Source organism: Streptomyces sp. NPDC058773, from assembly GCF_042746015.1.
Classification (GTDB): domain Bacteria; phylum Actinomycetota; class Actinomycetes; order Streptomycetales; family Streptomycetaceae; genus Streptomyces.
Genome location: NZ_JBHYPE010000002.1, coordinates 279,137 through 305,506 on the forward strand (window position 1 = coordinate 279,137; position 26,370 = coordinate 305,506).

A 26,370-nucleotide genomic window follows, 5' to 3' on the forward strand; every position below is an offset into this window, starting at 1 on the left:
CCGCCCTGCGGTCCTCCCTTGTCGTCCGCCCGCCTGCCGCCTTTCCCGTTCCGTTCTCCTGCGTGCCGCCTGCTGCCCTGCCGCCGTCCGTTGTTCCGGGCCCACCGGTGACCGGTCCGAGACGGTGCCGAGCGCACGATGACGGCCCGTTCCCCCGTCGCAACCATGGGTTCACCCGCAGCCCATCGGGCAGCACTGGTTTCCCTGGAAGGACGGTGGCATGGCAGTCGGTATTCCCCGCGCGGCCGAGAGCGTCGAAGCCGGATCGGGAGCGGCGGTGACCACGGTCATGGCACGACACCCTCAGCAGGTGGCCGTCGGGTCGCCCCCGGCCACGGGCCCGGCCGCGATTCCGTCGCCCGCCGCAGGACCGGAGCCGGTTGCCGGACCGACGGAAGCAGGACACGGCGGCACACCGCGGTCGGCCGGAACACCGCACGCACAGGCCCGAGTTGACCTCGCGGCGATCCGTTCCAACGTCAGCCGGCTGCGTGAAGCGGCCGGTTCCGCCGAGGTGATGGCCGTGGTCAAGGCCGATGCATACGGCCACGGCGCGGTCCCCGTCGCCCGCGCGGCGCTCGCGGGCGGTGCCACCTGGCTCGGCGTCGCCGGGATGCGGGAGGCGCTGGCGCTGCGGGCGGCCGGTGTCCCCGGGCGGCTGCTGGCCTGGCTGCTGGCGCCGGGGGACGACTGGAACGCCGCGGTCGCCGCCGACGTCGAGTTGTCGGCCGGGGCCGACTGGGCGCTGCGGGCCGCGGTCCGGGCGGCGCAGGCCGTGGACCGGCCCGCGCTGCTGCACCTCGAAGCGGAGACCGGGCTCGGACGTGGCGGCGCCGCCGCGGGCGACTGGCAGGCGCTGGTCGACGCCGCGGCCTCCGCCGAAGCGGCCGGGTACGTCCGGGTGGTCGGCGTGTGGTCGCATCTGGCGCGGGCCGATGAGCCGGGACACCCGTCCTGCGAGCGGCAGTTGGCGGCATTCCGCGACGCGGCCGCGCTCGCCCGCCGGGCCGGGCTCACCCCCGACGTGCTGCATCTTTCCAACTCGGCCGCCACGCTGACGCTTCCGGAGGCGCACTTCGACCTCGTACGACCCGGGCTCGCCGTCTACGGACTGAGCCCGGTGCCGGACCTGGCCGGGCCCACGGAACTGGGACTGCGCCCGGCGATGACCCTCACCGCCCGGCTCGCCTCCGTCAAGCGGGTCCCCGCCGGGCAGGGCGTCTCGTACGGCCACCGTTATCGCACCACCCGCGAGACGACGCTCGGACTGGTGCCGCTCGGCTACGCCGACGGCGTGCCCCGGCATGCGTCGCAGGCCGGGCCGGTGCTCCTCGGCGGCCGGCGGCTGACGGTGGCCGGCACCGTGTGCATGGACCAGTTCGTCGTCGATCTCGGCGACGCCCCGGCCGCACCCGGGGACGAGGCCGTGCTCTTCGGGCCCGGCGACCGCGGGGAGCCCGGCGCGGCGGACTGGGCACGGGCCGCCCACAGCATCTCCCACGAGATCGTCACGCGCATCGGCGCCCGCGTGCCACGCACCTACGACGACGGCACGGCCCCCGGCTGACGCCCATCCCTCCACCGCCCCCTATGGACAGCCGCTCCTTGGATGACTGCCTCTTTCGATGACCGTCCCTGACGAAAAGAGCCTGCACCATGACGCACCGGCCACCACCGTCCGCACCCCACCCCCTCGACCGCGACGACACCGGGCCCGACAGCGCCGGCCCCGAGCACCTCCACCGGGGTCTTCACTCCCGCCACATCCAGATGATCGCGATCGGAGGCACGATCGGGGTCGGGCTGTTCCTCGGTTCCGCCGGGGCGCTGCACGACGCGGGTCCGGGCCTGCTGCTCAGCTATGCGCTCGCCGGCGTGGTCATCTTCTTCGTGATGCGCGCCCTGGGCGAACTCCTGGTCCACCGGCCCGTGTCGGGTTCGTTCGCCACCTACGCGGAGGAGTTCATCGGGTCCTGGGCCGGGTTCGCCACCGGCTGGAGCTACTGGCTGATGTGGGTCGTCACCGGTACGGCCGAGCTGACCGCGGCGGGGATCTACGTCCGGTTCTGGTGGCCCGCGGTGCCCCAGTGGCTGCCCGGACTCATCGCGCTGGCGATCCTCGGCGTGGCCAACCTGGTGGCGGTCCGGCTGTTCGGCGAGTTCGAGTTCTGGTTCGCGCTGATCAAGGTGCTGACCATCGTCGTGCTGCTGGTCATGGCGGCCGCCATCCTGATCTTCGGCTTCGGTCCCCTGGGGGACACCGCGTCACTGAGCAACATCTGGAGCCACGGCGGCTTCTTCCCGCACGGTATGGCCGGACCGTTGCTCGCCCTGCAAGTGGTGGTGTTCGCCTTCGTCGGCGTCGAACTGCTCGGGGTGACCGCCGGGGAGAGCAAGGACCCGGAGAAGACCCTGCCCACCGCCGTGCGCCGGGTGATCTGGCGGATCGGCCTGTTCTATCTGGGCGCCCTCACCGCGGTCATGGTGCTGGTCCCGTGGAACCAACTCGATCCGGAGGTCAGCCCGTTCGTGCTGGTCTTCGCCAAGGTCGGCATCCCGGCGGCGGCCGGTGTGGTGAACCTGGTCGTCCTCACCGCGGCCCTGTCCTCCTGCAACAGCGGGGTGTTCTCGACCGGCCGGATGCTGCACACCCTGGCCCGGGACCGGCACGCACCGGCCGCTTTCGGCAGGGTCAGCCGCCAGGGCGTCCCCGCCGCGGGCATCCTCGCGTCCATGGCCGTGATGCTGCTCGGTGTGGCCGCGAACTACTTCGTTCCGGAGAAGGCCTTCGTGTACGTCACCAGCATCGCGACCGTCGCCGCGGTCTTCACCTGGGGGATCATCGCCTGGGCCCATCTGCGCTACCGGGCGGCGGTCCGCGCCGGGCGGCTGCGGCCGGTGTCCTTCCGGATGCCGCTGGCCCCCGTGTCGAACTACTTCGTCCTCACCTTCCTCTGTCTGGTGCTCGTCCTGCTCGCCTTCGACGCCGAGACCAGAATCGCGCTGTACGTGGCCCCGGTCTGGGCGGCGATCCTCACGGCGGGCTACTTCTCCACCCGCCGGGGCCGGGCCGCCTGACGACCGCGCACCGGGCGGTGCGCAAAAATGGCGGTGCGCCACAGGCTGGCTGCCTGTGGCGCACCGGGTAAGGAAGTGGTGACCGGTGAGGGGGACATGGGCCGTCTCCCTCACCGGTTCACCTCCACCGAGAGTCAGTGACGGTGACCGTGGCCCCAGCGGACCTGGTCGACGACCCGGCGGTGGTCGTTGCGCAGGGTCGCGGTGTCACGGAAGTTGTCCCAGACGTAGTTGCGCCGGTCCTGGTAGAGGTCCCAGCGGTTGTCGAAGCCGCGGCCGGTGTGGACGCGGACCTGGCTGTGGCCGGCCAGCCGGACGTTGCCGAAGCGGTAGGAGTGTCCGCTCTTGTCGGACAGGCTCCAGCCCTTGATGTTGACGGGTGTGCGGCCGGTGTTCCGCACCGTCACCCACTCCGCGTTGAGGCTGCGGTTCGAGCGGTCGTCGCGTCCCGGGCTGTCGTACTGGATCGGTCCCAGGACCACGGCGGAGCGCCAGTGCGGAGCGTGGCAGTGGTGGCCGTCCGCGCTGGCCGGGAGGGCGGCGGTGGCGGTAAGGGCTGCGGAGCCCAGAACAGCCATGGCGACACGCGAAACGATACGGAACATCGAACCTCCTGTGGCGGACGCCCTTGTCGGGCGCCCAAAAACCGGACTCCCGGCCGGTTTGACCGGGCTCCCACAGAGTGACGGCCCGTCACGCCTTGGCGGAAGAAATCCATGTTGGTGTTACAAAACACGGACATATACACAACCGCCCCACGCCAGGCGCGTACGCCCCCGCGCTCACCCCCTCACCCGCAACACCCCCTACACGTATCCCCGCACGGCCTTACGGGGGTGCGGACCATCCCGGGGCTGACCTGCCGACCCGCGGAGTCCGCCCCGCTTGGCACACGTCCCTTTTCAGCGACGGGTGTTGTCGCCTCGGGAACGGCCCCTCAACTCCCCGGCTGACCCGAACTCAGCTTTGCGGTGCGCCACTTGGGCCTCATCCGTTGCCTGCTGACCCCGGAGCCTCTACGTTGAGCGCGCCTGAATTCAGCTCGGCCCGTCGCCTTTGCGGCGGGCTTGCTCCGGGAGGAACCCCCCATGCGCAGAAACACCTCCGGACCTCACCGCAGACGCACCTCCATACGGACTGCGGTGTCCGTCGGCATCGCGGCAGTGGCGGTGGCCACGACGGCCGCCGCGTCCACCGCGGAAGGCGCCACTCCGGCCCCGTCCGCCCAACGCACCCAGCACGTCGAGTACTTCAACGTTGCCGGTGGCCACCCACGGCAGACCACCGTCCCGGCCTCGAAGCCCCTCGCACCGTCCGAGAAGGCCGCGATCGCCGCCGGCGACGGCGATGTCACCTCGATCGTGCAGAACGGCACGGTCGACTCCAAGCTCGACATCGTCTTCATCGGTGACGGCTACACCGCCGCCCAGCAGGAGGACTTCCACGCCGACGTCCGCGCCAAGTGGGCCAAGATCTCCGCCGTCGAGCCGTACGCCACGTACCGCGGACTGTTCAACATCTGGGCGGTCGACGCCGTCTCCAACGAGTCCGGTGTCTCCGGGGACCCGACGAAGGACGTGGTCCGCGACACCGCCCTCGACTCCGCGTTCTTCTGCGAGGACACCGAGCGGCTGCTGTGCGTCGACACCGGCAAGGTCGAGTCGTACGCGTCCAAGGCCCCGGCCGCCGACCTCGTCGTGGTCCTCTCCAACTCCACCAAGTACGGCGGTGCGGGCTACAACGACGTCTCCTCGCAGGTCGGTTACGACGGCATCGCCACGGCCTCCTCCGACAACGACCAGTCGGACCAGATCGCGGTGCACGAAACCGGTCATTCGCTGGGCAAGCTCGCCGACGAGTACGACTACGGCCAGTCCGGGACCTACTCCGGCCCGGAACCCGCCGAGGCCAATCTCAGCAAGCTCTCCGCCGACCAGATGACCGCGCAGCAGCAGAAGTGGTACCGCTGGATCGGCCAGCAGTCGCCGGACGGCGGCGCGGTGGGTGCCTTCGAGGGCGGCGGCTACTACCAGTACGGACTCAACCGCCCCACCGAGAACTCGATCATGCGCACCCTGGGCCAGGAGTTCAACCTCCCCGGCCGCGAAGGCATGATCGCGGGCTTCTACCGCTATGCGAGCGTGCTGAGCAGCCCGGTCTCCACCCACCACGCAATCTCCCGCGGGACCCGTATCCGGGTCACCGCACCCGCCTCCGCGCAGCTGACGTGGTACGTCGACGGCCGTGAGCAGCGGGCCGCGCGCGGCCGGTCCACGGTCGTCCCGCGCACCCTCGGCGTCCCGGCCGACGGCCGCGCCCATACGGTCACGGCCCGCGCCAGCGACCGTACGAAGGCGGTCCGTGACCCGGCGCTGCGCAAGCTGCTGTCCCGTTCGCTGAGCTGGCACATCGCGCCCTGAGACGACCCGTACCGCTCGTCGCACACCGTCCCGGTCACCGGGCGGGCCGGGCCGGCCGCCCGCTCCCCGGTGACCGGACCGGAGACGGGACGGGATTCCGGATGGCGGCGCGGTCAGAGGCGTACCACCATCTTTCCGGTGTTCCGGCCGTCCATCAGCCCGAGGAAGGCCCGCACCGCGTGGGCGATGCCGTCCTCGACCGTCTCGCGGAAGGTGATGTTTCCGTCGGCCAGCCAGCCACCCATCTCCTCGGCGAAGCGCGGCCGGAGATGCGCATGGTCCCCGACCTCGAAACCGCGCAGGGTGATCCGCTTCTTCACCAGCTCGACCATGTTGCGCGGTCCCGGCGCCGGTTCGGTGTCGTGGTAGCCGGAGACCGCGCCGCACAGGGCGGCCCGGCCGTTCAGGTTCAGCGCCGCGATGGCGGCCTCCAGGTGGTCTCCGCCGACGTTGTCGAAGTAGACGTCGATGCCGTCCGGGGCGGCCTCCGCCAGCAGTTCGCGCACCTTGCCGGTCTTGTAGTCGAAGGCCGCGGTGAAGCCGAGTTCACCGGTCAGATACTCCGCCTTCGCCGGGGACCCGGCGCTGCCGATCACCGCCTTCGCCCCCCGCAGCCGCGCGATCTGCCCGGCCAGACTCCCCACCGCCCCGGCCGCGCCGGACACGAAGACCGTGTCCCCCTCGCGCAGGCCCGCGATCTCGGTCAGCCCGACGTAGGCGCTCAGCCCGGGCATCCCCAGGACGCCGAGGAACGCCGAGTCCGGGACTCCGTCGACACGTTGCAGGCGCGTGAAGCATCCGGCGGGAGCCACCGCGGCGGTACGCCACCCGAGATCGCTGAGCACCAGGTCCCCCGGCGACAGGCCGCCCGCCCGTGACGCGACCACCTCGCCGACCGCGCCACCCGTCATCGGCCGGCCTAACCCATAGGCCGGGCTCCCGGTCTCCGCGGTACTCATCAGGGCCCGCATATACGGGTCCACCGAGAGGAAGGTGTTGCGGACCCTGACCTCGCCTTCGGCCGGTGCCGGCAGCTCCCGCTCCACGAGCCGGAAGTCCTCCGGCACCGGGCGCCCCACCGGACGCGCGGTCAGCTGCCACTCCTGCGCGGTGTCGGCCATGCGCTGTTCTCCTTGTGTGCGACGGAACTGCTTCTCCGTCAGGTGCAGCGCTCCCGGCCCACGGTGCATTCCGCATGCCGGGGTCGGCAGTTGGAGATTGGCAGTTGGCGATCGGAACGGTGGGTCAGCCGGGTGCCGCGAGGTCCTGGGTCCACCAAGGCCCACCGGGGCCCTCGACGACGCCGATTCCGACATCCGTGTAGGCGCAGTTGAGCAGGTTGTCGCGGTGCATCTGGTCGCCCATCCAGTCGTTCACCGCCTGGGCGGCGGTGCGCCTGCCACGGTCGAGGTTCTCGCCCCAGCTGCTCCACCGGTAGCCGGCGGCGGTGATCCGCTGGTCGGGGCCGGTGCCTTCCGGGGTCTGGTGCTCGTAGTACTGGCGGGCCGCCATGTCGGCGGAGTGGCGCTGCGCAGCGGTGTGCAGTCGCGGGTCGATCCGCAGCGGGCGGCAGCCGGCCTGCGCGCGCCGCTGGTTGATGAGTGCGGTGGCCTGCTCTTCCAGGTCGGGCGGGGTGGGTGTGGGGGTGGGAGTCGGAGTGGCGGACCGGGTGGGGGGCTTGGTCGTGGCGCGCGACGGGCTCGGGCCGGGTGTGGTGGGGGTCGGGCTCGGTGAGGGCGCGCGCGTGGCCACGGTGCGGGTCGCCTTCGGCTCGTCCTTCCGCTTTTCCGGGGGCGGGCCCTGGGACCACCACACGGCGGCGCCGACGGCCACCACCAGCGTGGCGGTGCCCGCGACGACCGGTCCGGTCTTGCCCCGGGGCGGGCTCTTCGGCAGGTGGTGTGCGCCGGAGGAACCGGAGGCGTGGTGCGGGGCGGCCGAGGTCGCCTGCACGGTCGCCGCGGCAGGGGCGGCGGGCAGGATGCCGTGCGGGGTGAGGTGCGAGGGCAGCGGCAGCATGGCGAGACCGGCCAGCAGGCCCTCGGCGGGCAGCAGGCCGTTCCAGTGCCCGGAGCAGTCCTTGCACTGCCGGGCGTGGCGGGCTATTCGCTTGCGCCAGAGGGCGCAGGGCTCGTTGTCCCAGCTCGCCGTCAGCTGTGAGAGTTCGGGGCAGCGGGGCGTGGCCGAGAGCGCGCGGACCACGACGCGGCCGGCCTCCAGCTGTTCCTTCATGCGCTGTACCCGGACGGCGGCATGGCGGGAGTCGATCCCGACGGCGGCGACCAGCTCCGGCCGGGTGATCTCGCCGGCCGCCTCCAGCCACCACAGGGACAGCAGCGAACGGTCCCGCTCGTCCAGCCAGCGGGTGGCCGCGGCCACTTCGCGGCGCTGGCCGGACAGACCCAGCTTCAGGATCGTCAGGTCCACGAAATCCGCGGAGCGGTCGGGGCGTTCCGGTGCCTGGTCCAGGCCGACGACGGGGGTCTTGCGGGTGGCGGTCCAGCGGCGGCGCACCTGGTTCATGGCGATCGCCACCAGCCAGGAGCGGAAGGACGCCGGCTCCCGCAGGTCGGCCAGCGACTCCAGGACGCGCAGCATGGTCTCCTGCACCACGTCATCGACGTCCGCATGGCCGTCCAGGGCCCGCCCCACGACGTTGTAGATCAGTGGCAGGCAGGCGGCGACCAGCTGCTCCCGGGCCTCTTCGTCCCCGGCCTTGGCTGCCTCGACGGCCTCCGTCCCGTATTCCTGCTTCACGCCCATTCGTTCCTGTTCATTCGTACGTATCCGTTGCCCCCCGTGCACCGGAGATCCCGCGCGCTGCCCGCGATAACAGAAACCTACGTGGGTCCGGAGGAGGTCCGTTCCCCGGCCCGTCTTACGGGTGCACTTCCGGTCACCCGGGCCGCTCACACCGATGGCGATCCGGCCTGCCGACGGCTCCCGAAAAAAGTTTTCGCGCTTTTCGTTATCGGGTGCCGGGCCCGTGGTCTCCCATGTGCCGGCCGCAGAAGGACGGGCCCCCGGGGTCCGTGGGCCGGCGGATCGCTGTCCCCCACAGGAAACGGAACCATGAACAACGACCACCTTCAGACGGAGCGCCACGACGAGACTCCGGCCGGAAGCGGCCGCAGGGCGGAGGCCGGTGCGCACCGCCGCTCCGGTGGGGCCGGGGCGGGCGGCCGGCACGGGCGGACCAGCGGTCTGCACCGCTCCGCCGGCGCTCCCCGGCGCAAGGCCACCCTGCTGGCGGTGGCGGCCGTGGTGACCGTGGGCGGCGCGTCCGCGGTGCTGATGAGCCCCGACTCCGGAACCGACCGGGCCGTCGCGGCCGATGCGGTCGAGCCGTCGGCCCCCACGGCGAAGGTCTCCGCTTCCCCGAAGCCGGACACCTCACCCTCGCCCAAGCACCGCAAGCCGTCGCCGTCCCCGTCCAAGGCCAAGAAGCACCCCAAGCGGCACGCTTCGCCCACCCCGCAGAAGAGCCGTCCCAGCGGCACCGGCACGGTGAAGCGGACGACGCCCCGTACACCGCACGTTGATTCCGGCACGGGTGGCGGCGCGCCCAGTGGCGGGCAGGCCGCGTCGGGCACCGCCGCGCAGTTCGCGAAGAAGGTCGTCGAGCTGGTCAACGCCCAGCGGGCGCAGCACGGTTGCGGCCCGCTCACCGTCGACGCCCGAATACAGCGCGCGGCGCAGGCCCACTCGGACGACATGGCCGCCCGCAACTACTACGAGCACAACACCCCGGAAGGCGTCGACCCGGGCACCCGGATGACCAAGGCCGGTTTCCCGTGGTCCAGTTGGGCCGAGAACATCTTCAAGAGCCCCAAGGACCCGGCCACGGCGGTGGACGGCTGGATGAAGAGCCCGGGGCACCGCGACAACATCCTCAACTGCTCCTACAAGTCCACCGGTGTGGGCGTCAATCTCAGCGGCAACGGCCCGTGGTGGACGCAGGACTTCGGCACCCAGTCCTGAGACGCCACCCGCTCCGGCGGGGTTCCCCAGCGGTGTGAGCCTGCTCCGGCCCGCACCGCTGGGTCCCCCGGCGCCATGCGCTCAGCCGCGGGCCGGGGTGAAGGTGCGGTCGAGGAAGCCGTCGAGGCTGCGGCGGGCCGCCGTACCGTGCGGGCCGGCGAAGATCTCGGCGGCGTGCCGGGTGCCGGGCAGGACCGTGACCTCGGCCTTGGGAAAGCTGTGGGCGACCTCGCGCAGCTTCCCTTCGTCGGAGAGCGGGTCGTCGGCGGTGCCCAGGAGCAGCAGTTCGCCGTCGTAGGACGTGCCCTTTCCGGCGGAGTAGCCGCCCAACGAGGCGAGCGGGCTGATGCCGGCGACTCCGGCCGGGCGGGCGGTGCGGTCCGGCAGCATGCCGAGCATCAGCGTGCCGCCCATGCAACCGCCCACCCACGCCACGTCCTTGGCACCGCGCGAGCGCAGCAGGCGGGTGGCGTCGGAGATGGTCCGGCGACGGTCCCCGCCCCAGTCGAAGGTGACCACGTGGTAGCCGTCCGCGGCGAGCCGCTTGGCCTCGGCCGCCCATTCGCAGGCGTCGCCCCAGGAGATGGGGGCGAAGACCACCCCGCGGGGGCCGGTGCCGAGGGTGACCATGCGGTCTTTCCCCGAGGAACCGGGTGGGCGGTACGCGGTGGCGCCGTTGACGTCGCGGAAGCACGACGGCAGCCGGTCCGGTGTGGCGCTGAACTCTCGCACTGCGATGGTTCCTTCCTCGGCGGAGCGACGGTTTTCCGCCACCGCGCTCTCCGGTGGGGCCGTTTCCGCGCCACCGCCGGCGCAGGCGGTGGCGCTGGTCAGGGCCAGAAACAGGACCGCTGCCAGGGCCAGGGCACGTCTCGGCTCACGCTTGAACATGGGAGAAGCATAGAGAGAAAGCATTGGAAAAAGCTATATTGAAAGGTAGATGGAAAGCTTTTCACAGCGTCCACATCTCGCACGCACACAGTCTCCCCAGGTCAGAACGTACCTGCGTGGAGGGTGGGATATCTTTGGACCGAGCATCGGGTGGAGGGAAGGCGGTTCACAGTGGAGCCTGACCACGTAGACGAGATCATCTCGGCATGGGGCCATGAACTGCCCGAAATCGCCGGTCTCCCCCTGGAACTGGCCAAAAGGACCGCCCTGTTGGTTTCGGCCTTCGACCTCGCCGCCGCCGGCGAGCTGGAGAAACTGGGCCTGACCCAGGCCGAGTACGGAGTACTCGCCACCCTCCGCCGGATCGGCGCCCCCTACCGCCTCAAGCCGACCGACCTCACCCATGCGCTCCTGCTGTCCTCCGGTGGGACCAGCAATGTCATCAAGCGCCTCGTGGCCGCCGGCTATGTGACCCGCGCGGCGGCCGAGGACGATGCGCGCAGCAGTTGGGTGCAGCTCACCCCGAGCGGGGTGGAGACGGCGGAGGCGGCGGTACGCGCCACCACCGCCGTGCACGCCCGGCTCGTCGACCGTATTCCGGAACCCACCGCGAAGGCCCTCAGCGAGCAGCTGCGGATCGCGCTGGCCGCCATCGAAGAGGGCGTGCTGATCCGCCGCTGACGCGAGCGGTCAGCGGCGGGCCAGCCGGTCGCGTACCTCCTCCGCCCGCGCCAGCAGCCGCGGCAGTCCGGCGTATTGGAGCCGCCCCGCGCGTTTGACGATCCTCCCGGCGACCATCACGGTGTCGACATCGGCGCGGTCCATCGACGAGACGACGGCCGCGGTGGCGTCGTGCAGCGGGGCCACTCCGGGGCGGTCGGCCCGCAGCACGAGCAGATCGGCCTGCTTGCCCGGGGTGAGGGAACCGATGCGGTCCGCCATCCCGAGCGCCTCGGCGCCGCCGAGCGTGGCGAACTCCAGCACCTCCCGGGCCGTGAGCAACGGCGCGTCCGGGCCCGCGTGCCCCTGTAGCACGGCGAAGCGTCCGACCTGGAAGGCGGCCCGCAGCTGCGTGAACATATCGCTCGGCGCGGCCACTTCGACATCGACGCTGAGGCTCGGACGCAGCCCGGCGGCCGCCGCGGCGGCGAACGGCGGCAGCCCGTGCCCCATGGTCATCTCGATGGCGGGTGCGATCGACAGTGCCCCGCCGCTGTCGTGGATCAGCTCCAGCTCGCCGGGCGCCATGCCGGTGCCGTGGATGAACACCGTGCCGGGGCGCAGCACGCCGAGGCGGCGCAGCCGGGAGATGGGGCTGCCGCCCCGGACGTGCAGCGCGGTCGGCACATCGAGTTCACGGGCCAGTGCCCAGCCGCGCCGGACGCTCTCGTCACTGCCGGCCTCGGCGTTCAGCGCCATGGTCACCAGGCCGTCCTGGGCGCGCAGCCGGCCGCTGCGGATACGGCGGGCGTCCCGGGCCGTGCCCTGTCCGTAGGCGAAGACGCTGCGCAGCCCGGATTCGGTGAGCGCGTCGAGCAGGGCGTCGGTGTGCTCCTCGGTCGGCTTGTCGACATTGGAGATGTCCTGCACGGTGGTCACCCCGGCGTCCAGGGCGCCCAGTGCGCTCAGCAGATTGCCCAGATGGAGATCCTCGGCGGAGAGCTGCGGCGCGAGGGCGTGCAGGACGGTCGCGAAATACTGGTCCAGGGTCTGGTCGGCGCCGCTGCCGCGGAGCGCCGCCTGCCACATGTGCCGGTGGGTGTCGACGAAGCCGGGCAGCACGAGGCACCCCCGGGCGTCGATCCGCTCGTCCGCCGCCGTGGGGTCGATGTCCGGGCGTACCTCAAGGATCCGGCCGTCCGCCACCAGGATGTCGGCGGACGGCAGTTCACCGGTGGCCGGGTCCATGGTGAGGACCCGGCCACCGGTGACGAGCAGGCGTGCGGCGGTCATGCAGAGCCCCACCCCTGGGGCGGTGCCAGACGGCCCATCTGGAGGTTCCAGTACTCGGTGTTGCGCCGGCAGCGGCCGTCGGGCGCGAAGGTGAGGAAATTGGTCTCCAGGAAGGTGACCCAGTGGTCGCCGTCGGGGTTGAGGACCGGGGCACGCAGGGTGACCCAGAGTTCGACCGCCGCCCGGTTGCCGGTGACGACCGGAGTGCCGTGACGGCCGGTCATGTCGCTCTGCCCGGCGGTGATGTCGCGCCAGTAGCGGCCGATGGCGTCACGGCCGCGGAAGGTCTGCTCGGCCACCCCGGGCACCGCCTCGTAGACGGCGTCCGGGGTGAAGAGCCGGACCGCGGCGGTGTCGTTCTTGGTGCGCCAGGCCTCCAGATAGGCGTCGGTCCAGCTCGACACCTGGCCGACGCTGAGTTTCGTGGTGCGTTCGTCGGCCTGTGCGACCGGCGCCACGGCTGCCAGGGGCAGCGCGGCGACGCCGGCGCGGAGCAGGGTACGGCGGTCGGTGCGGGGGTTCACGGGTGTTCGGTGCCCTTTCCGTGCATACGGGGTGACGCGGCCGGCGGCTTCGGGAAGCCGGGCGGAACCGCTGTCAGGCCCCTTCCTGAAGGCGGACGGAGAATTCGATGCCGTCGCCCAGCGGAAGCTGCTGGGAGAGATAGCCGTTGCCGGCGGTGCGGACATGGTCGGTGAATTCGGGTGGCAGCATCGGCAGGTTGTCGGAGACGACCAGGCCACCGGCGCGCAGTGCGGGTTCGAGCAGCTTGAGGACCGGGAGGTAGAGCTCCTTCCAGCCGTCCAGCAGCAGCACGTCGACCGGGCCGGGAAGCGCGACGAGCTGGTCCCGGGCGTCGCCGGTCCGGATCTCGGCGTAGTCGGCGAGCCCGGCGCGCTCCAGGTGGCCGCGAGCCCGGTCGGCCTTGCCGGAATGCAGCTCGGAGCCGATGATGCGGCCGCCGCCGTTGTCGCGCAGGGCGGCCGCTGCGTAGATCGTCGAGGCGCCGAAGGAGGTGCCGAACTCCACGACGAGGGCCGGGCGCAGGCTCCGTATGAGCTGGTACAGGAAGGTGCCGACCTGCGGGTGTACGGGCAGCGCGGCCTGGGCGCACAGTTCGGCCGCCTCCTGGGCGGTGGGCGGCTGCGGCCAGTCGGCCGCGGTGGCGTAGGCGCGCTTCATGACGTCCGGGTCGTTGCGCTCGGCGGTCTTGGCGATCTCGTCCAGGACCGCGACGACGCGTTCGTCGTCGAGGCCGGCGGCGGTGGTGGTCATGCCTGTGCCCTCCCGTCCCGCACGGCGGTCAGCAGCGCGGGGTCGAGGTAGCTCTGCGCGTTGTAGATGGTCCGGTCGGTGTCGAGTATCTCGCGCCGGCCGTGCATCACCCGGGTGTTGTCGATCAGGGCCACGTCGCCGTCCTGCCACTCCAGCTCCTCCGTCAGCTCCTCGGTGAGGCGGCGGAACTCGGCGAGGAGCTCTTCGGGGATCTCGGTGCCGTCGGCGAAGGTGATGCGCGGGGCCTCGTAGTTGTACGAGGGGCCGAAGACGCTGTTGGCCCAGGAGAGCCGGGTGCCGAAGAGCGTGCGGTGGACGGCACCGGTGCGGTACGCGTAGTGGAGGGAGCCGTCGTCGTTGAGCTGGAGGGTGGTGGACACATTGCCGCCCACCAGGTCCTTCATATCGGCGAAGGTGACGTCGTCGAGCTTCTTGCGGCCTTCCGTCTGGTGGCAGACGAAGGCCTTCCACTTGGCCTCCTCCACCCGGCGGCTGTACATGATGTCCTTGACGCCGAAGACCTCACGGGCGGTGTCGCTCGCCGCGTCCCAGACGCGGTAGCCGTCGCAGACGGTGGTCTGAGAGCCGCTGGCAGCCGCCTTCTCGCACAGGAACCACGTCAGGTCGGGGCCGAAGGGGCTGTTGCCGTTCTCCAGATGAAGGCCGACGGCGACGGTGCCCGCGTCCACCTTCTGGGCGACCTCGCCGCCGTGGAAGGAGCGCGCCGGGTCGAGGGTGATCCGGCTGGAGTGCGCCTTCACGAAGGAGGTGAACTCCTCCAGGTCCGTGCGGAAGCCCCGGAACAGCAGAAAGCCGGCGTCGGCGAGCAGCCCGGTGACCCATGCGGGGTCCAGTGCACCGAGCGACCTGTCCCCGGCGGGCAGGACGAGCCGGCCCGTAGCGGCCCCGTAGGGCTCGACGTCAGCGATGGTGGTCATGCGTCTGCTCCTTGGTGGTCGTACAGCGTTCCGTTGGACAGGGCGGCGCGGATGGCCGCCCGCATGGGCCGTCCGGTAACGGTGAAGAACCGGCGGTAGAGGCGCTCGTCGGCGACCGTGAGGTGCGGTACGGCGATCCGCTCCACCTCGGAGAGGTGCGCCTCGCCGAATTCCCGGACGGCCGCCTCGGCCGCCGCGAGGTCGGTGGACTCCTTGACGAGGAAGAGCCCGTGGAGGGCGGTCAGTCCGTCACCGATCACGGCGACGGCGCGGACGAACGGGAGCCGGGCGTACTGCGCCTCGACCCACTCGGGGGCCACATTGCGGCCGGCCGCGGTGATGATGACGTTCTTCTTGCGGCCCGTGATGCTGATGAAGCCGTCCTCGTCGATCCGGGCCAGATCTCCGGTACGGAGCCAGCCGTCGTCGTCCAGCACCAGGCTGGACGGGTCGTCGCGGGTGTAGCCGGCGAACAACGAGGTGCTGCTGACGAGGAGTTCACCGTCCTCCGCGGTCCGGACGCGGACATGGGGCAGCGGGCGGCCGACGGTCCCCGGGCGGCGCGCGTCCGGGGTGTTCCAGCTGACCACGGAGCTGTTCTCGGACAGCCCGTATCCCTCGTGCACGGGGAGCCCGTGGTCCTCCAGCCGTCGCAGCAGCTCGGGGTGCACGGGCGCGCCGCCGCAGCAGATCAGCGGCGCTCCGGGCGTGCCGAACAGGGCCGGAGCGACCGGCCGTCCGCTCGCCACGGCCTCGTCCGCGGCGGCGGCGAAGGCGTCGACCAGCGCGGGCGTGGCGACCATCGCGGTCGGGCGGGCGGCCGTCGCATACGGCATGACGTCGGCGGCGGCCGCCGCGGCGGTGCCGACCAGGGCCTTGCCGGGCGGCATCAGGACCACCGTCCCGCCGTCGAGCAGGACCATGTAGAGGCCGGTGACCTGCTCGATGAGCAGGCTGAACGGGACGACGGAGAGATAGCGGGAGAAAGCCCCGTCGGGCATCACCGAACGCAGTGAACCCAGCAGTTCGTTCAGGGCCGCCGCCCGGATCCGTACGCCCTTGGGACGCGAGGTCGTCCCGGAGGTGTGGATGACCTTGCACTCCCAGTCCGCTCCCCCGGCGCCGCCCGGCGGCAGCACCAGGGGCGCGGACGGCAGCGGGTCGTCCGCGGACAGCGGCAGCACCGTGCAGTCCGCGGGCAGGACCCGGTCCCGGCCCCACTGGGTCAGCCGTTCCTGCCCGGCGGCGTCCACCACGCACAGGTCGGTCTCCGCCAGCAGACCTGCGGCCTGCTCGGCGGAGAAGGCCAGCGGGACCGGCACCTCGGTGGCGCGGGCGGCGATCAGCGCGAGGTCGGCGACCACGAATTCCGGGGTGTTGCCGCAGACCACGCCGATGCGCAGCGGCCGGTCGTCGCGAGCGCCGATCCGCTCGGCCAGCTCCGCGGCCCGGCGCGTCACCTCCTGGTAGCTGAGCGTCCTGGCCGGGGTGCCGTCCTCGCCCAGCACCTCGATCAGCGGACGCGCCGACTCCCCGAACCTGACCAGGCTCTGCTCAATGCCCAGCATGACCGGCCACCTCCATGGCGCTGATGCTCAGTTGGAGATCGGTGACGGAGTAACGCCCGGTGGCGTCGGAGAACAGCCGGTCCAGGGTGTTCAGCGGGATGACGCCGACCTGCGGCTCGTGCTCGTAGTACGTGCCCCAGCGCGCGGCCTCGTCGGGAGACAGCCGGTGCGGGTCGGCCGGGCCGATCGGCAGGAAGGCGATGCCGGTACGGTCCAGCGTCGCGATCAGGCTCCGGGTGACGGTGCACAGGATGTACTCCATGCCCAGACACCAGGCGATGATCGGGGTGGCTCTGATCAGTTCACGGCCGACCGAGGGCCGGCGGGTGGCCAGTGCCCCCACTTCCACCACCCGCCTGCGGTCGACCGAGATCCCGAGACGGGACAGTGCGGCGTCCTCGACACAGGTGTCGAGGTACAGCTCGGAGAACAGTTCCTGGTCCCGGCCGAAGGTGAGCCCCGCGCAGGCCAGTGGCGCGCAGGGCTTCTCCGCATCGCCGCAGGCGGGCCGGGCGACGATGAACGAGTCGGGCCGGGGCGCCACATCGGCGCCGTATGCCTGGGCGTACACCTCGCGAGCGAGGTCCGCGGCGTCCAGCCATGAGCTGGTCGACCGGTGTGCCAGATCGATCTGCACGGTGCTCCCCCCTTCCCCGGCTGCCGGCTTTACTTGGTGCCGACGACCAGAGACACGGATGAAGGCAGCGCGATGCGCTCGACGGACTTCAGGCCCGCGTCGTTGAGCCAGCCGGAGATCTCCGGCTCGCTGTAGGTGCGGTCGCCCGAGCAGGCGTACATGGCCAGCGAGAACGCCGCGTTGTGCTCCTCGAGCTGCTCACCGCGGACGTCTTCGAGCACCACGATGCGGCCGCCGGGGCGCAGTGCCTTGGCGGCCCGCGCGATCAGGTCCCGGTTCTCCTCGTCGGTGTGGTTGTGCACGATCTCGAAGAGGAAGACCACGTCGTATCCGGTGCCGAGGTCGCCGCTGAGGAAGCTGCCGCGCTGCAGGCTGATCCGGTCGGACAGGCCCGCCTTCTCGATCGCGGCGCCGGTGTCGGCGAGCGCCTCGGGCAGGTCGAGGATGGTGGCGGAGAGCTCGGGGTGGCGTTCACACATCGCCATGGAGTGCAGTCCGTGCGAGCCGCCCAGGTCGAGGAGGCGCCGCGCCCCTTCGGGCACCGGGACGGCCTCGACGATGGGCTGCACGGTGAGTCGGGACTTGACCCGCATGTAGGCGGAGAAGTCCCGCCCGGCCTCGGGGTTGTCGGCCCAGCGCTCCCACAGGGACTGGGCGGGCTTGCCGTCGCGGACGGCCTGCGGGAGGTCCCACATCACGTTGGTGAGTTCGTACGCCCACAGCAGCGCCGGGGTGAAGTCGTACTCGGCCTTCTTGCCCAGCCAGCGTTCGGCGATCGGGCCGTTGCGGTAGCGCCCGTCCTCCAGGGTCAGCCAGCCGAGGACGGCGGCGACGTCGGCCACCGCGCGGGTGCCGTCGGTGCTCGCGCCGATCGCCTTGGCGAGTTCGTCGAGGGTCTTGGGGCCGTCCTCCTCCAGGGTGCGGAAGATGCCGAGCTTGGCGGCGGAAGTGAGCGCCGCGTAGCGGATGGTGGAGCCGATCACCTCATCGATCGGGTTGCCCGCCAGCTCGGCGTCGGTGGTGGTCTTGAACATGGCTGATCTCCTCGGGATGGCAGGGAACGGCCGCGCAGAGGGTGTGCGGCCGGGACGTGCCGTGCGCGCGACGTCCGCGGGCACGGGGAAAGTGATGGGACTGCCGAACGGGGACGAGCTTCAGCCGGCCGGGACCGGTGGGAGCCGGTACGCCCTGGGGCGCGTCGGCTCCGACTGCGCCGCAGGGGCGCGCGGGAGGTGTGCCACGCCGTGACGGCCGTGGTACCTCGGTCCGGGGGACGGTCCCCCGGGACGGTGTTGCCTCGGGCCGTGCCCGACGCCCGTTGACGCCGTGCGGCGCAAGGGCGGAACCGGAGAATCCGGCCGCCCGGACCTCGCGGCACCCGGGCTCTGTCGGGCCCGGCGCTTCCTCTCCGGCCCTGTGGCACAAGGCCGGAGAGGAGCCGGGCAGTGGCGGTCCCGGCCGGTGAGTGGCAGAGCGGACAGGGACGGTCGAGGCCTGACACGACCGGCCTCGCGGCACCCGTACGACGACGTCATGGCGTCCCGGGACATACCGGACGTGGATGGCGCCGGGCAGCAGCCGCACGGGGCCGCTGCCGGGAGAGCGGCGAGGGCCGCCGCCGGCGTCCGCCGCGCGCGGCGGACGGCCGGCGTGCTGCCGGGGTCGGTCGCGGGGTCACCACTGTCGGGGCCGCACGGCGGGCGGCCCCGGGCGGGCTGGAGCCCGAGGACCCCGCGGTGGAGGGCTGCGATACGCAAGGGGCGGGCCGGGTCGCCCGGACGGGCACCGGGAGCAGGCCCGGCCATGCTGCCCGTGCCCCCACGACACGGGCCGCGGCCGGCCCGGCCGGAGCCGTCCCGACGCGTCGGTGACGGCTGGTTCCGCCGCGGTGTACCGCCCCGGACCGTATGTCCGTAGGAGACACCGCAGGCTCCTGACGGCTGTTCATCGGGCCCCCCCGGTCGCAGCTGCCTCAGTGCGGCCCACCGACGGTCAGGCGGACACCTCGTCGAACCCGACGGCCGCGCGGCCGGCCCGGTGGACGTGGGCGGTCTCGGCGATCCGGCGGCCGAGCGCCTCGGCGGTGCGCAGGTCGCTGGCGCACGGGGTGACGTCGGCACCCTCGTCGTTGTTCGACTGGGACATGGCGCCCAGCCAGCTGCCGAGCCGGTTGAGGTCCTCAGGGCTGCCGGAAGAGGTGTTCCAGCCGCCGTACTCGGCCAGGCCGACCCAGACCATGCCGTGCTGGGCGGCGAACAGCGCGATGTCGATCAGCGCGTTGAGCTTGTCGCCCGCCATGTTGCCGCTGTTGGTGAAGCCACCCGCGATCTTGTTCTTCCAGCGCATGTTGTCGCCCCAGACCTGGCTGGTGGCCTCGACGAATGCGCGGAACACGGCGCTGCTGCCGCCCATGTAGGTCGGCGTGCCGAAGATCAGGGCGTCGGACTCCTGGAGCACCTCCCACAGCTCGTCGTTCAACTCGGCAAGGGAGACCAGTCGCACCTGGGTGTCGGGGACCTTCTCCGCGCCGGCCGCGACGGCCGCGGCCTGCTTTGCGGTGTGGCCGTATCCACTGTGATACGCCACCGCAACCTTGATCTGCATACTTCTCCCCCACCCGGGAACGAAACGATGGTTTTAGCTTTCACTAAAGCTGTCCAGAAAGCTTTAGGCGCTGGTTACGCTATCCATGCCCACACTTCCAAGGCAAGCGTCTCTGGCCAACACCCTGAAAAGAACAGGTAAATCCGCAGGTCGGGACATCCCGCACAACCGCTCCCACACCTCCCGACACAGGCGCATCACGCCGGACACCCCGTCATCACGGTTGATTCGGCGCCGACTTCGAGGCCTCAGGTGAAATCGGACGCCGCGGCACACTTCCCTACCAGACGCACCGGGCCGATCCCAGTGGGCCGACCCCGCGTCAAATCCCTTTTCGGACAGGGAACTTGACGGCCACTTCACGGGTTGCGATCACCTGCCACAGAGTGTGACGCAGGTCACATGAAGGGGTGTCATACGTCGCGGGGGCGTCAGCCGTGTGCAGGGTGACGGGCCCGCGAGGGGTCCGGAACACGGGGAAAGGAAATCCCATGCGGAACAAGCGAATTCTCACCACCGCGGTCACCGCCGCCGCGCTCGCGGTCCTCGGGCTGGGGGGCGCCGCCCAGGCCCACGCCGCCACCGGGGCCGAGGCAGCCGCACCGGCCGCCTCCTCCGTCCAGCAGCAGGTCAAGCCGATGGACGGCCCTCCCGGAACGGTGTGGACCGGCAAGAAGTTCTGGACCCTCAGCGGCTGCCAGGAGGCCGGCACCGACCTGGTCAGCAGCGGCAAGTGGGCCGACCCCTTCTGCGACGGCTCGGGCCTCCAGTACGACCTGTGGGCCAGGCCGCTGTAACCCCTGTGCGGCGGTACGGCTTCCGGTGGTTCACCGGTAGTCGCAGGCAGTGACGCCGAGCAGGGCGGTCTGTCCCCGTGCACATCCGCGGTCACGCGGGGACGGCCGTCCGGTGCCTGCCGGGGCCTCGGCAAGCCTGCGGGTCAGGCCCCTCGGGGCCCGGCGGCGTCGGCGGGAATGTGGGCGAGGGCCGCGCTCGAAATGCGATAGCGGCCGTTCGGCACCTCGGCCGCGGTGACGTGGACGGTGAGCGGGCCCGCCCATTCGTAGCCGCGGTCGACGGCGTGCCGGGCCAGCACATCGGTCAGGTGCCGGCCCACCCCGCCACCACGAGCGGCGAGTACGTCGTGCACCCGCTGGGCGAGTTCGACGGTGTAGTCATTGGGTACGAGGACCCGGCTCGGGCTGCACACGATCGCGTGGTCGTCGCATTCCCGCCGGAGCGCATCGCGCAACTGAACGGGGTCGGTATGGAAGATCTTGGCCAGTAGTGCGCTCTCGCAGTCCTCCACCACGCGCTCCCAACGCCTCAATATTCCCATGCTCGCCGCCTGCCCCAGAGGGAACAGCCCATGCGGGGACGGCGGACCAGGGAACGGGGCGGCCCGGTGACCAGACGGCCGGGCGGTCCGGTGGCCAGGCGGCCGGGCGGTCCGGTGGCCAGGCGGCCGGGCGGTCCGGTGGCCAGGCGGTCCGGCGCAGGAAATCCCTTGGCCCGCGTCGTACCGGCCGTCACAATGGGCGCGTGCCGATCATGACGTTCCCGGAAGCCGATACCCCACCCGCGCTGCGGAGGCAGGTGTCCAAGCTCCAGGACGAGGCATGGCCGCCGGACTGCGCGTCGGCGCCCGGCACCTTCGCCCACGATCCGGCGCTGCGGCCGGTGTCGATGCTGCTCGTCGACGGCGACACGGTGCTCGCCGCGCTGGACATCCTCTCCAAGGAGATCGTCCACGCCGGGCAGCGCTACCGGGCCGCGGGGCTGAGCACGGTCGTGACCCGTGGCACGGCCCGCGGGCAGGGCCACGGCCACCGCCTGGTGACGGCGGCCCGCGCGGCCATGGCCGATATGCCGCTGGATATCGGCCTGTTCACCTGCGACCGGCCGCTGCGCACGTTCTACGAAGGCGCGGGCTGGCAGTGGCTTCCCGGTGCGGTGCTCGTCGGCGGGACACCGGCGGACCCGTTCCCCAGTGACCGGTCCGGCTTCGACAAGGTCACCATGGCGGACTTCTTCTCGCCCCTGGGCCGCAGGCATCGCTCCTCGTTTCCCGACTCCCGGATCGAGGTGTATCCGGGCGGGATCGACAGGCTCTGGTGACCACGGCTGCCCCGGGGACGGCGGCGGGGGCCGGTGCGCACACATGGCCGGAAGTGGGCCAAGTGCCGCATATGTGGAGCCGATGGTCGATGATTGCGGCAGCGGATGTGCCCGTCGGCCCGGCCCGGTGACACCGGTCCGAACCGCCCGGCCGGCCCTGCGGAGGAGCGATGGTGAGTGACGGGGAGTTCCGCGCACCGGCCGACGGGGGGCTGTCGGAGGTGCGCCCGAAGGGGCCGCGGAGCCCTCGGCGCGGCTGCCCGTTCTGCCTCATCGTGTGCGGCCGGGCGCCGGCCACGGTGCTGCGCGAATGGCCGGAGACCATCGCCATCCGGCCCCGTCATGGCGGTGTCACCGCCGGACATGTGCTCGTCATCCCCCGGGTGCATGTGACCGATGTCGCCGAGGACCCGGTGGTGTCCGCGGCCACCATGCTGCGGGCCGCCGAACTCGCCGCGGAGGCCGGGGACTGCAATGTGATCACCTCACGCGGTCCCTCGGCCACCCAGACCGTCCGCCACCTGCATCTCCACCTCGTCCCGCGCACCGAGGGCGACGGCCTGCTGCTGCCGTGGACCGCGGGGCGGCCCGCGGGGACCTGAGCCGCGGCGCGGTCCGCCGCCCGTACGGGACCGCGGTCCGCAGCCAGACGGCCACGCGCGCAGCCGCTCAGGCGAGGAAGAGGACTGTCATGGTGTCGATGGCGACCAGGACGCCATAGGAGAGCAGCATCGTCCGGGACAGCGCCACCGCCCGCCAGGGCACGGGGCCGCCATGCCGCTCGGCGTCCATGCTGAAGGGCGGCACCCCCGGGCTCCCGCGCTCGGTGACCTTCTCGTACAGGCTGCGGAACCGCCGTTCCTGGCGGAGGTAGTAGCTGTCCAGCAGCCAGAAGCCGGCGGCCAGTCCCAGGGCGACCGCGGCCGTCTTCCAGCTCGGCCCGCGGGTGGCGACCGCGATGAAGGCGCCGCTGACGGTCATGGCCCAACTCTTCACCAGGAACGAGGTGTTGGCGTGCCGGGCGATCACGGCCTGGAGGAATTCCAGGTGCTTCACTTCCTCCGGGCCGAGGTGCGGCTGCGCGGCGGTCATGAGGCCGGGCCTCCTTCCCCGGGCGCGTGGCGGTCGGTGTCGGTGTCGGTGTCGTGGGGCTCCTCGGCATGGTGGGACTCGTCGGCAGCCGGGTCCTTCTCGGGGGCCGGGACGTCCTCCGACGCCGAGGCCTCCTCAGCTACCGGAGCCCCGTCCGGTTCCCGAGCCTCCTCGGATGCCGGAGCCTCCCCGGATGCCCCGTCACCGTCCGAACCCGTCGCCCCGGCCTGCTCCACGGCCTGCTCCGTCTGCTGCCCCGGCGACGCGCGGAACTGTGCGTTCAGCTCCTCGGCGACGTCATTGATGCGGTCTTCGAGCGGATCGGGGTCATAGCGTTCGAGCACCGCGTAGGCGTGATCGAGGAGTTCGAGGCGGGCGCGGGGCGGGGTGGGGCGGCCGGGTGCCCGGTCCCCGTTGAGCGGGCGGGTGCCGTGGCGCGCGGACGTGGGGTGGGGCCAGGCGGGTGTGGTCAGCGGCAGGTCGTGGCTGCCGGCCACACCGGTGCGGGCGCGCTCCTCGACGATCCGGATGCAGGCCTCGTCGAGCGTGCGGTGGGTGTCGCTCACCGCCGTCTCGACGGTGGACCGCAGCCGCCACCAGGACTCGGTGTGCGCCACCAGGCTGCGCCGCGCCGCCCCCAGCAGCTTTCCGCCCTGCTGCTCCGCCTCGACGACGGCCCGCCGGGCCTCCCGGTCGCTGTCGGCGCAGGGGTTGTGGGCGAGCACCTTGACCACGATCGCGGCGGTGCTGAGCACCAGGGTAAGGATGATCACGGCGCTCTGGTCCGGCGCCAGGTCGACATGTTCGCGCACCGCACCGGCCGCACGCATCCGCGCCCATATGCCGACCATGGTGAGGATGGTCAGGGTGAAGAGCACCGGCCCGGCCGCGTTGGGCCAGGGCAGTTCGCCGGCCTTCCGCCGTTCCGTACGCGGGCTCCGTGGCCAGAGCACCTCGCGCAGGGCGGTGACCGGACCGCGTCGGGTGCGCTCCAGCGTGCGGGCCGTACGGGTACGCCGCCGGAAGACGGACTCGGCAAGGAGGCTGCCGGCGGCCAGCAGGCAGACGGCGACGCCGAAGCCGGGCAAGTAGGCGAGGTAGTAACCGAGTTCGTCCTCGCCCAGGCCGAAGAACCGCTGCATCAGGGTGCCGATGAACATCGTGTCGAAGGCCACGCAGGCGACCAGGGTGGGCCACAGCAGACGTCGCCAGAGGACCGGCCGACGGCGCAGGCTCTCCGGTCCGTCGTCGGCGTGGCGCGTGCGCAGTTCGCCGACCCGTTCCTGGGCCTGCGCGGACGACCGGGCGACGACGAACCGCTCGGCCGCTTCGATGCTCGTCCTGGCTTCCTGGAAGGTCTCGGTGACCGCGGTGGCGGCGGTGCCGAGTCCCGGCTGCGCCGCGGTCAGTGTGGTGTTGGCATCGGTGAAGGCACGCATCAGGGCGGCCTGTTCGCGGCTGTCGGTCTGGTCCACGGGCCGGGCCGACGGCCGCTTCCCGAGGTCCAGTCCGACGAAGGCGGGGTCGCTGCCGGGGCAGTCGACCGCCGACTGATAGCGGGCGGCAGGTCCCGCCCGGTTCTTTCCGTTGGTGGTGTTCATCGCGTCCCGCCGCCCTCACTTCCTGGTGATCTCGATATCCACGCGCCGGTCGCACTGGAGCCTGTCCTCGGCGGACATCCGGCCTCCGGTGTGGTGCTGCTTCGCGCAGCCCGTGGGCAGGCCCCGGCCGTGTGCCGTCACCCGCTGCACGCCGAGGCCGGTCAGGACGTCCTTCACGGCGTCCGCGCGGGCCTGCGACAGCTGGTGGTTGTTGTCCGGCCGGCCGCGCGGGTCGACATAGCCGAGGACGGTGACCCGGCTGCCGGGGGTGGTGCGGGCGCTGACCGCGACATCGCTGAGCAGCGGGATGGCCTGCGGGCGGACGGCGGACGCGTTGGTGTCGAAGAGTGCCGCGCCGGGGAGTTCGTAGGTCTCCGGGCGGTCCTGTGCGTAGTGGACGGCCGGGTCCTGTGGCGGCTTCTTGCCGTTCTTGCCCGGACTGCTGCGCTCGGCCGTGCCGATGGCGGTCGGGGCGAGGGTGCAGGAGGTGCCGGGAGCGCTCTTGCGTCCTGCGCCGCACAGCGCGCGCCACAGGTTGTTCAGCCAGGTCCGCTGGGCTGCTGTGGGTGCGGGCTGGCCGGTGGCCGGCTGGCCCAGCCCGGCGAGCGTGAGATGGACGCCGTGCAGTGACGGGGTCTCGTCCCGGGTGGCGCAGACCCGGCTGATGGCCTTGATCTCGCTCCGGTCGCGGAAGGCGGCCGCGCGCAGATCGGCGCAGCCCGTGGTGGAGAGCCCGTCGGTCAGGACGAGCAGGCTGCGGCTTCCGGACGGGCCCTCCAGCGAGGACGCTCCGGCGGTGAGGGCCGCCAGGACGTTGCTGCCGCCGCCGCGGGGCACGGCTCGCTGCGCCTTGCCGACCAGACCGGTCAGGCAGTCGGCCGCTTGGTGCTTCCGCTTCTTCTGGTTGATCTCGTTGTTGTTGTCCTTGACCCAGTCGGTCGAGCGGTCCTTGGCGATCCAGGTGATCTGTGCCGAGTCGCCGCTGAAGCTGCCGACCGAGACGGTGTCCTTGCGCTCGACCACCGAGCTGAGCAGGGGGCCGATGCTGTGCGCGTAGTCGCGTCCGCCGGACGGGCCGCGTACGGAGGTGGAGTCGTCGACGAGGACGACGGTGCGGCCGGCCTTCCCGGCGGGTTCCTTCATCCAGGCACAGGCGTCGAGGCGTGGTTCCTCGCCGCAGGCGCCCAGGAGGCCGGCCAGCAGCGCCGCGCCGAGGGCGCCGGCGAGCGCGGGCCTCCCCCGGCGGCGGCCGGTCGTCCGGGCCGCCGCGCGGTCCGCGGGGGTGTCTGTCGTATTCACGGTGCCAGCTCCTCGACATCGCCCACGGTGTCCACCCAGGAGAAGGGGCTGAGCCCCATCTGCCGGCAGAACTCGCTCAGCGCCTTGTCATAGGCGTTGGCGTACTCGAACAGGCCCACCTGCTCGTGGTGTTTGGCCGCGGCGGTGAGGACGTCGGCGAGCGCCTCGGCGCCGTTGCGGCGGGTGTTCTTGAGCGCGTGCATGACCTTCCAGAAGTCCTCGTCGGCGAGTGCCGCGGCGAACGGCACCAGGAGCCGCCGCTCGGCCGCGCCGAGGGTGCCGAGCAGCTCCAGTTCGCTCATCACCTGCAGCCAGCGCTCGGTGAGTTCCTGTACCTGGTCGGCCTTGAGTTTGCCGAGCCGGTGCTCGTTCACCATCCGCACCTCGGTGAGGTGGAAGGGCCGCACATGCTCGCGCAGCGCCGGGTCCATCCGCATCCGCACCGAGGGGCGGCAGCGGATGAGGCCCTTCTCGTCGTGGTAGCACCAGCCGCCGCGCAGTTCCTTGTTGACGGCCTTCTCCGCGGCCACCGGATCGCCGGGGTCGCAGGCGCGGGCGACGGACCAGGCGCGGCGCAGCAGCTTGCCGCGGGCCGCCTCCTCGTGGAGCGCCGCGCGTTCCCGCAGGACGTCCAGCGCCATCTCCCGGCTGCTCCAGCGGAGGTGCGGGACGAGTTCGAAGGCGAAGACATCGCCCTCGGCCGCCACCGTCAGCGTCTCCTCGACGGGCGGCAGCTCCACGGCCACCTCGGACTGCGCCGCCTGCCCGAGCGCGGAGGTGCCCTCGTTCTCCGGATCGTCGGCGCTCTCCGGGCCGCCGACGGGCTCCGTCCCGTCCTTGCCGGTTACCCGGCGCCACCAGTTCCGCAGCCGGGTGCGGAGTCCTTTGCGCTCTGTCATGGTCTGTCTCCTCTTC

At 71.8% G+C, this 26,370-nt stretch carries 25 protein-coding genes; 8 read left to right on the forward strand and 17 right to left on the reverse strand.

The window, feature by feature from the left end; genetic code table 11:
* Positions 1-220 precede the first annotated feature (220 nt).
* Both alr and ACFW5B_RS03220 read left to right on the forward strand, forming a co-directional pair.
* Positions 221-1,567, forward strand: a complete 1,347-nt coding sequence (alr, locus tag ACFW5B_RS03215; protein WP_386432387.1) for an alanine racemase — start codon at positions 221-223, stop codon at positions 1,565-1,567.
* A gap of 89 nt (positions 1,568-1,656) precedes the next feature.
* Positions 1,657-3,078: an amino acid permease gene (locus ACFW5B_RS03220; protein WP_386432390.1), complete on the forward strand. Its 1,422-nt coding sequence runs from the start codon at positions 1,657-1,659 to the stop codon at positions 3,076-3,078.
* Between the two features lie 134 nt (positions 3,079-3,212).
* Here the strand turns inward: ACFW5B_RS03220 and ACFW5B_RS03225 are convergent, their stop codons facing one another.
* A complete protein-coding gene (locus tag ACFW5B_RS03225) occupies positions 3,213-3,683 on the reverse strand; it encodes a lamin tail domain-containing protein (protein WP_386432393.1) in 471 nt (156 codons plus the stop codon).
* A 483-nt stretch (positions 3,684-4,166) separates the two neighbouring features.
* Between ACFW5B_RS03225 and ACFW5B_RS03230 the strand changes: the two genes are divergently transcribed.
* The gene (locus ACFW5B_RS03230; protein ID WP_386432396.1) at positions 4,167-5,498 is read left to right on the forward strand and encodes a M64 family metallopeptidase; all 1,332 of its coding nucleotides are present in this window, start codon (positions 4,167-4,169) and stop codon (positions 5,496-5,498) included.
* 113 nt (positions 5,499-5,611) lie between these two features.
* Here the strand turns inward: ACFW5B_RS03230 and ACFW5B_RS03235 are convergent, their stop codons facing one another.
* On the reverse strand, positions 5,612-6,619 hold the full coding sequence (locus ACFW5B_RS03235; protein WP_386432399.1) for an NADP-dependent oxidoreductase: 1,008 nt from the start codon (positions 6,617-6,619) through the stop codon (positions 5,612-5,614).
* Between the two features lie 124 nt (positions 6,620-6,743).
* On the reverse strand, positions 6,744-8,261 hold the full coding sequence (locus ACFW5B_RS03240; protein ID WP_386432402.1) for a sigma-70 family RNA polymerase sigma factor: 1,518 nt from the start codon (positions 8,259-8,261) through the stop codon (positions 6,744-6,746).
* 309 nt (positions 8,262-8,570) lie between these two features.
* On the opposite strand from ACFW5B_RS03240, the gene ACFW5B_RS03245 reads away from it, so the two are divergent.
* On the forward strand, positions 8,571-9,479 hold the full coding sequence (locus tag ACFW5B_RS03245; protein ID WP_386432405.1) for a CAP domain-containing protein: 909 nt from the start codon (positions 8,571-8,573) through the stop codon (positions 9,477-9,479).
* 81 nt (positions 9,480-9,560) lie between these two features.
* On the opposite strand, the gene ACFW5B_RS03250 is transcribed toward ACFW5B_RS03245, so the two are convergent.
* On the reverse strand, positions 9,561-10,370 hold the full coding sequence (locus ACFW5B_RS03250) for an alpha/beta hydrolase (RefSeq protein ID WP_386432408.1): 810 nt from the start codon (positions 10,368-10,370) through the stop codon (positions 9,561-9,563).
* Between the two features lie 171 nt (positions 10,371-10,541).
* Between ACFW5B_RS03250 and ACFW5B_RS03255 the strand changes: the two genes are divergently transcribed.
* The gene (locus ACFW5B_RS03255; RefSeq protein ID WP_386432411.1) at positions 10,542-11,051 is read left to right on the forward strand and encodes a MarR family winged helix-turn-helix transcriptional regulator; all 510 of its coding nucleotides are present in this window, start codon (positions 10,542-10,544) and stop codon (positions 11,049-11,051) included.
* A gap of 9 nt (positions 11,052-11,060) precedes the next feature.
* Here the strand turns inward: ACFW5B_RS03255 and ACFW5B_RS03260 are convergent, their stop codons facing one another.
* The 8 genes from ACFW5B_RS03260 to ACFW5B_RS03295 form a co-directional block, all read right to left on the reverse strand.
* The gene (locus ACFW5B_RS03260) at positions 11,061-12,323 is read right to left on the reverse strand and encodes an amidohydrolase family protein (RefSeq protein WP_386432414.1); all 1,263 of its coding nucleotides are present in this window, start codon (positions 12,321-12,323) and stop codon (positions 11,061-11,063) included.
* The gene (locus ACFW5B_RS03265) at positions 12,320-12,847 is read right to left on the reverse strand and encodes a nuclear transport factor 2 family protein (RefSeq protein WP_386432417.1); all 528 of its coding nucleotides are present in this window, start codon (positions 12,845-12,847) and stop codon (positions 12,320-12,322) included. The genes ACFW5B_RS03260 and ACFW5B_RS03265 overlap by 4 nt, the downstream gene beginning before the upstream one ends.
* A gap of 73 nt (positions 12,848-12,920) precedes the next feature.
* Positions 12,921-13,598: an O-methyltransferase gene (locus ACFW5B_RS03270; protein ID WP_386432420.1), complete on the reverse strand. Its 678-nt coding sequence runs from the start codon at positions 13,596-13,598 to the stop codon at positions 12,921-12,923.
* On the reverse strand, positions 13,595-14,536 hold the full coding sequence (locus ACFW5B_RS03275) for a TauD/TfdA family dioxygenase (protein WP_386432423.1): 942 nt from the start codon (positions 14,534-14,536) through the stop codon (positions 13,595-13,597). Before ACFW5B_RS03275 ends, ACFW5B_RS03270 begins: the two co-directional genes overlap by 4 nt.
* Entirely contained in the window at positions 14,533-16,104 is a 1,572-nt protein-coding gene (locus ACFW5B_RS03280; RefSeq protein WP_386432426.1) for an AMP-binding protein, read from the reverse strand. The genes ACFW5B_RS03275 and ACFW5B_RS03280 overlap by 4 nt, the downstream gene beginning before the upstream one ends.
* Entirely contained in the window at positions 16,091-16,741 is a 651-nt protein-coding gene (locus ACFW5B_RS03285; protein WP_386432428.1) for a thermostable hemolysin, read from the reverse strand. The genes ACFW5B_RS03280 and ACFW5B_RS03285 overlap by 14 nt, the downstream gene beginning before the upstream one ends.
* Before the next feature lie 29 nt (positions 16,742-16,770).
* Positions 16,771-17,775 carry a methyltransferase gene (locus tag ACFW5B_RS03290; RefSeq protein WP_386432431.1) on the reverse strand — a complete coding sequence of 335 codons (1,005 nt, stop codon included), beginning with the start codon at positions 17,773-17,775 and terminating at the stop codon, positions 16,771-16,773.
* 958 nt (positions 17,776-18,733) lie between these two features.
* The gene (locus ACFW5B_RS03295) at positions 18,734-19,345 is read right to left on the reverse strand and encodes a flavodoxin family protein (RefSeq protein ID WP_386432434.1); all 612 of its coding nucleotides are present in this window, start codon (positions 19,343-19,345) and stop codon (positions 18,734-18,736) included.
* A 491-nt stretch (positions 19,346-19,836) separates the two neighbouring features.
* Here ACFW5B_RS03295 and ACFW5B_RS03300 point away from each other — a divergent pair, with 491 nt between their 5' ends.
* The gene (locus ACFW5B_RS03300; RefSeq protein ID WP_386432437.1) at positions 19,837-20,142 is read left to right on the forward strand and encodes a hypothetical protein; all 306 of its coding nucleotides are present in this window, start codon (positions 19,837-19,839) and stop codon (positions 20,140-20,142) included.
* A 143-nt stretch (positions 20,143-20,285) separates the two neighbouring features.
* On the opposite strand, the gene ACFW5B_RS03305 is transcribed toward ACFW5B_RS03300, so the two are convergent.
* Complete coding sequence (locus ACFW5B_RS03305; RefSeq protein ID WP_386432440.1) at positions 20,286-20,684, reverse strand: DUF3662 domain-containing protein; 399 nt, start codon at positions 20,682-20,684, stop codon at positions 20,286-20,288.
* A 212-nt stretch (positions 20,685-20,896) separates the two neighbouring features.
* Here ACFW5B_RS03305 and ACFW5B_RS03310 point away from each other — a divergent pair, with 212 nt between their 5' ends.
* Together ACFW5B_RS03310 and ACFW5B_RS03315 are read left to right on the forward strand one after the other, a co-directional pair.
* A complete protein-coding gene (locus tag ACFW5B_RS03310) occupies positions 20,897-21,463 on the forward strand; it encodes a GNAT family N-acetyltransferase (protein ID WP_386432496.1) in 567 nt (188 codons plus the stop codon).
* A 170-nt stretch (positions 21,464-21,633) separates the two neighbouring features.
* On the forward strand, positions 21,634-22,065 hold the full coding sequence (locus tag ACFW5B_RS03315) for an HIT family protein (RefSeq protein ID WP_386432443.1): 432 nt from the start codon (positions 21,634-21,636) through the stop codon (positions 22,063-22,065).
* Positions 22,066-22,132: 67 nt separating this feature from the next.
* Here ACFW5B_RS03315 and ACFW5B_RS03320 read toward each other — a convergent pair whose 3' ends face one another.
* The 4 genes from ACFW5B_RS03320 to ACFW5B_RS03335 are packed head-to-tail and all read right to left on the reverse strand — an operon-like array spanning position 22,133 to position 26,354.
* The gene (locus ACFW5B_RS03320) at positions 22,133-22,555 is read right to left on the reverse strand and encodes a hypothetical protein (RefSeq protein WP_386432446.1); all 423 of its coding nucleotides are present in this window, start codon (positions 22,553-22,555) and stop codon (positions 22,133-22,135) included.
* Entirely contained in the window at positions 22,552-24,156 is a 1,605-nt protein-coding gene (locus ACFW5B_RS03325; RefSeq protein WP_386432449.1) for a hypothetical protein, read from the reverse strand. The genes ACFW5B_RS03320 and ACFW5B_RS03325 overlap by 4 nt, the downstream gene beginning before the upstream one ends.
* Before the next feature lie 15 nt (positions 24,157-24,171).
* A complete protein-coding gene (locus tag ACFW5B_RS03330; RefSeq protein ID WP_386432451.1) occupies positions 24,172-25,455 on the reverse strand; it encodes an OmpA family protein in 1,284 nt (427 codons plus the stop codon).
* Positions 25,452-26,354: a hypothetical protein gene (locus ACFW5B_RS03335; RefSeq protein ID WP_386432454.1), complete on the reverse strand. Its 903-nt coding sequence runs from the start codon at positions 26,352-26,354 to the stop codon at positions 25,452-25,454. Before ACFW5B_RS03335 ends, ACFW5B_RS03330 begins: the two co-directional genes overlap by 4 nt.
* Positions 26,355-26,370: the final 16 nt, after the last annotated feature.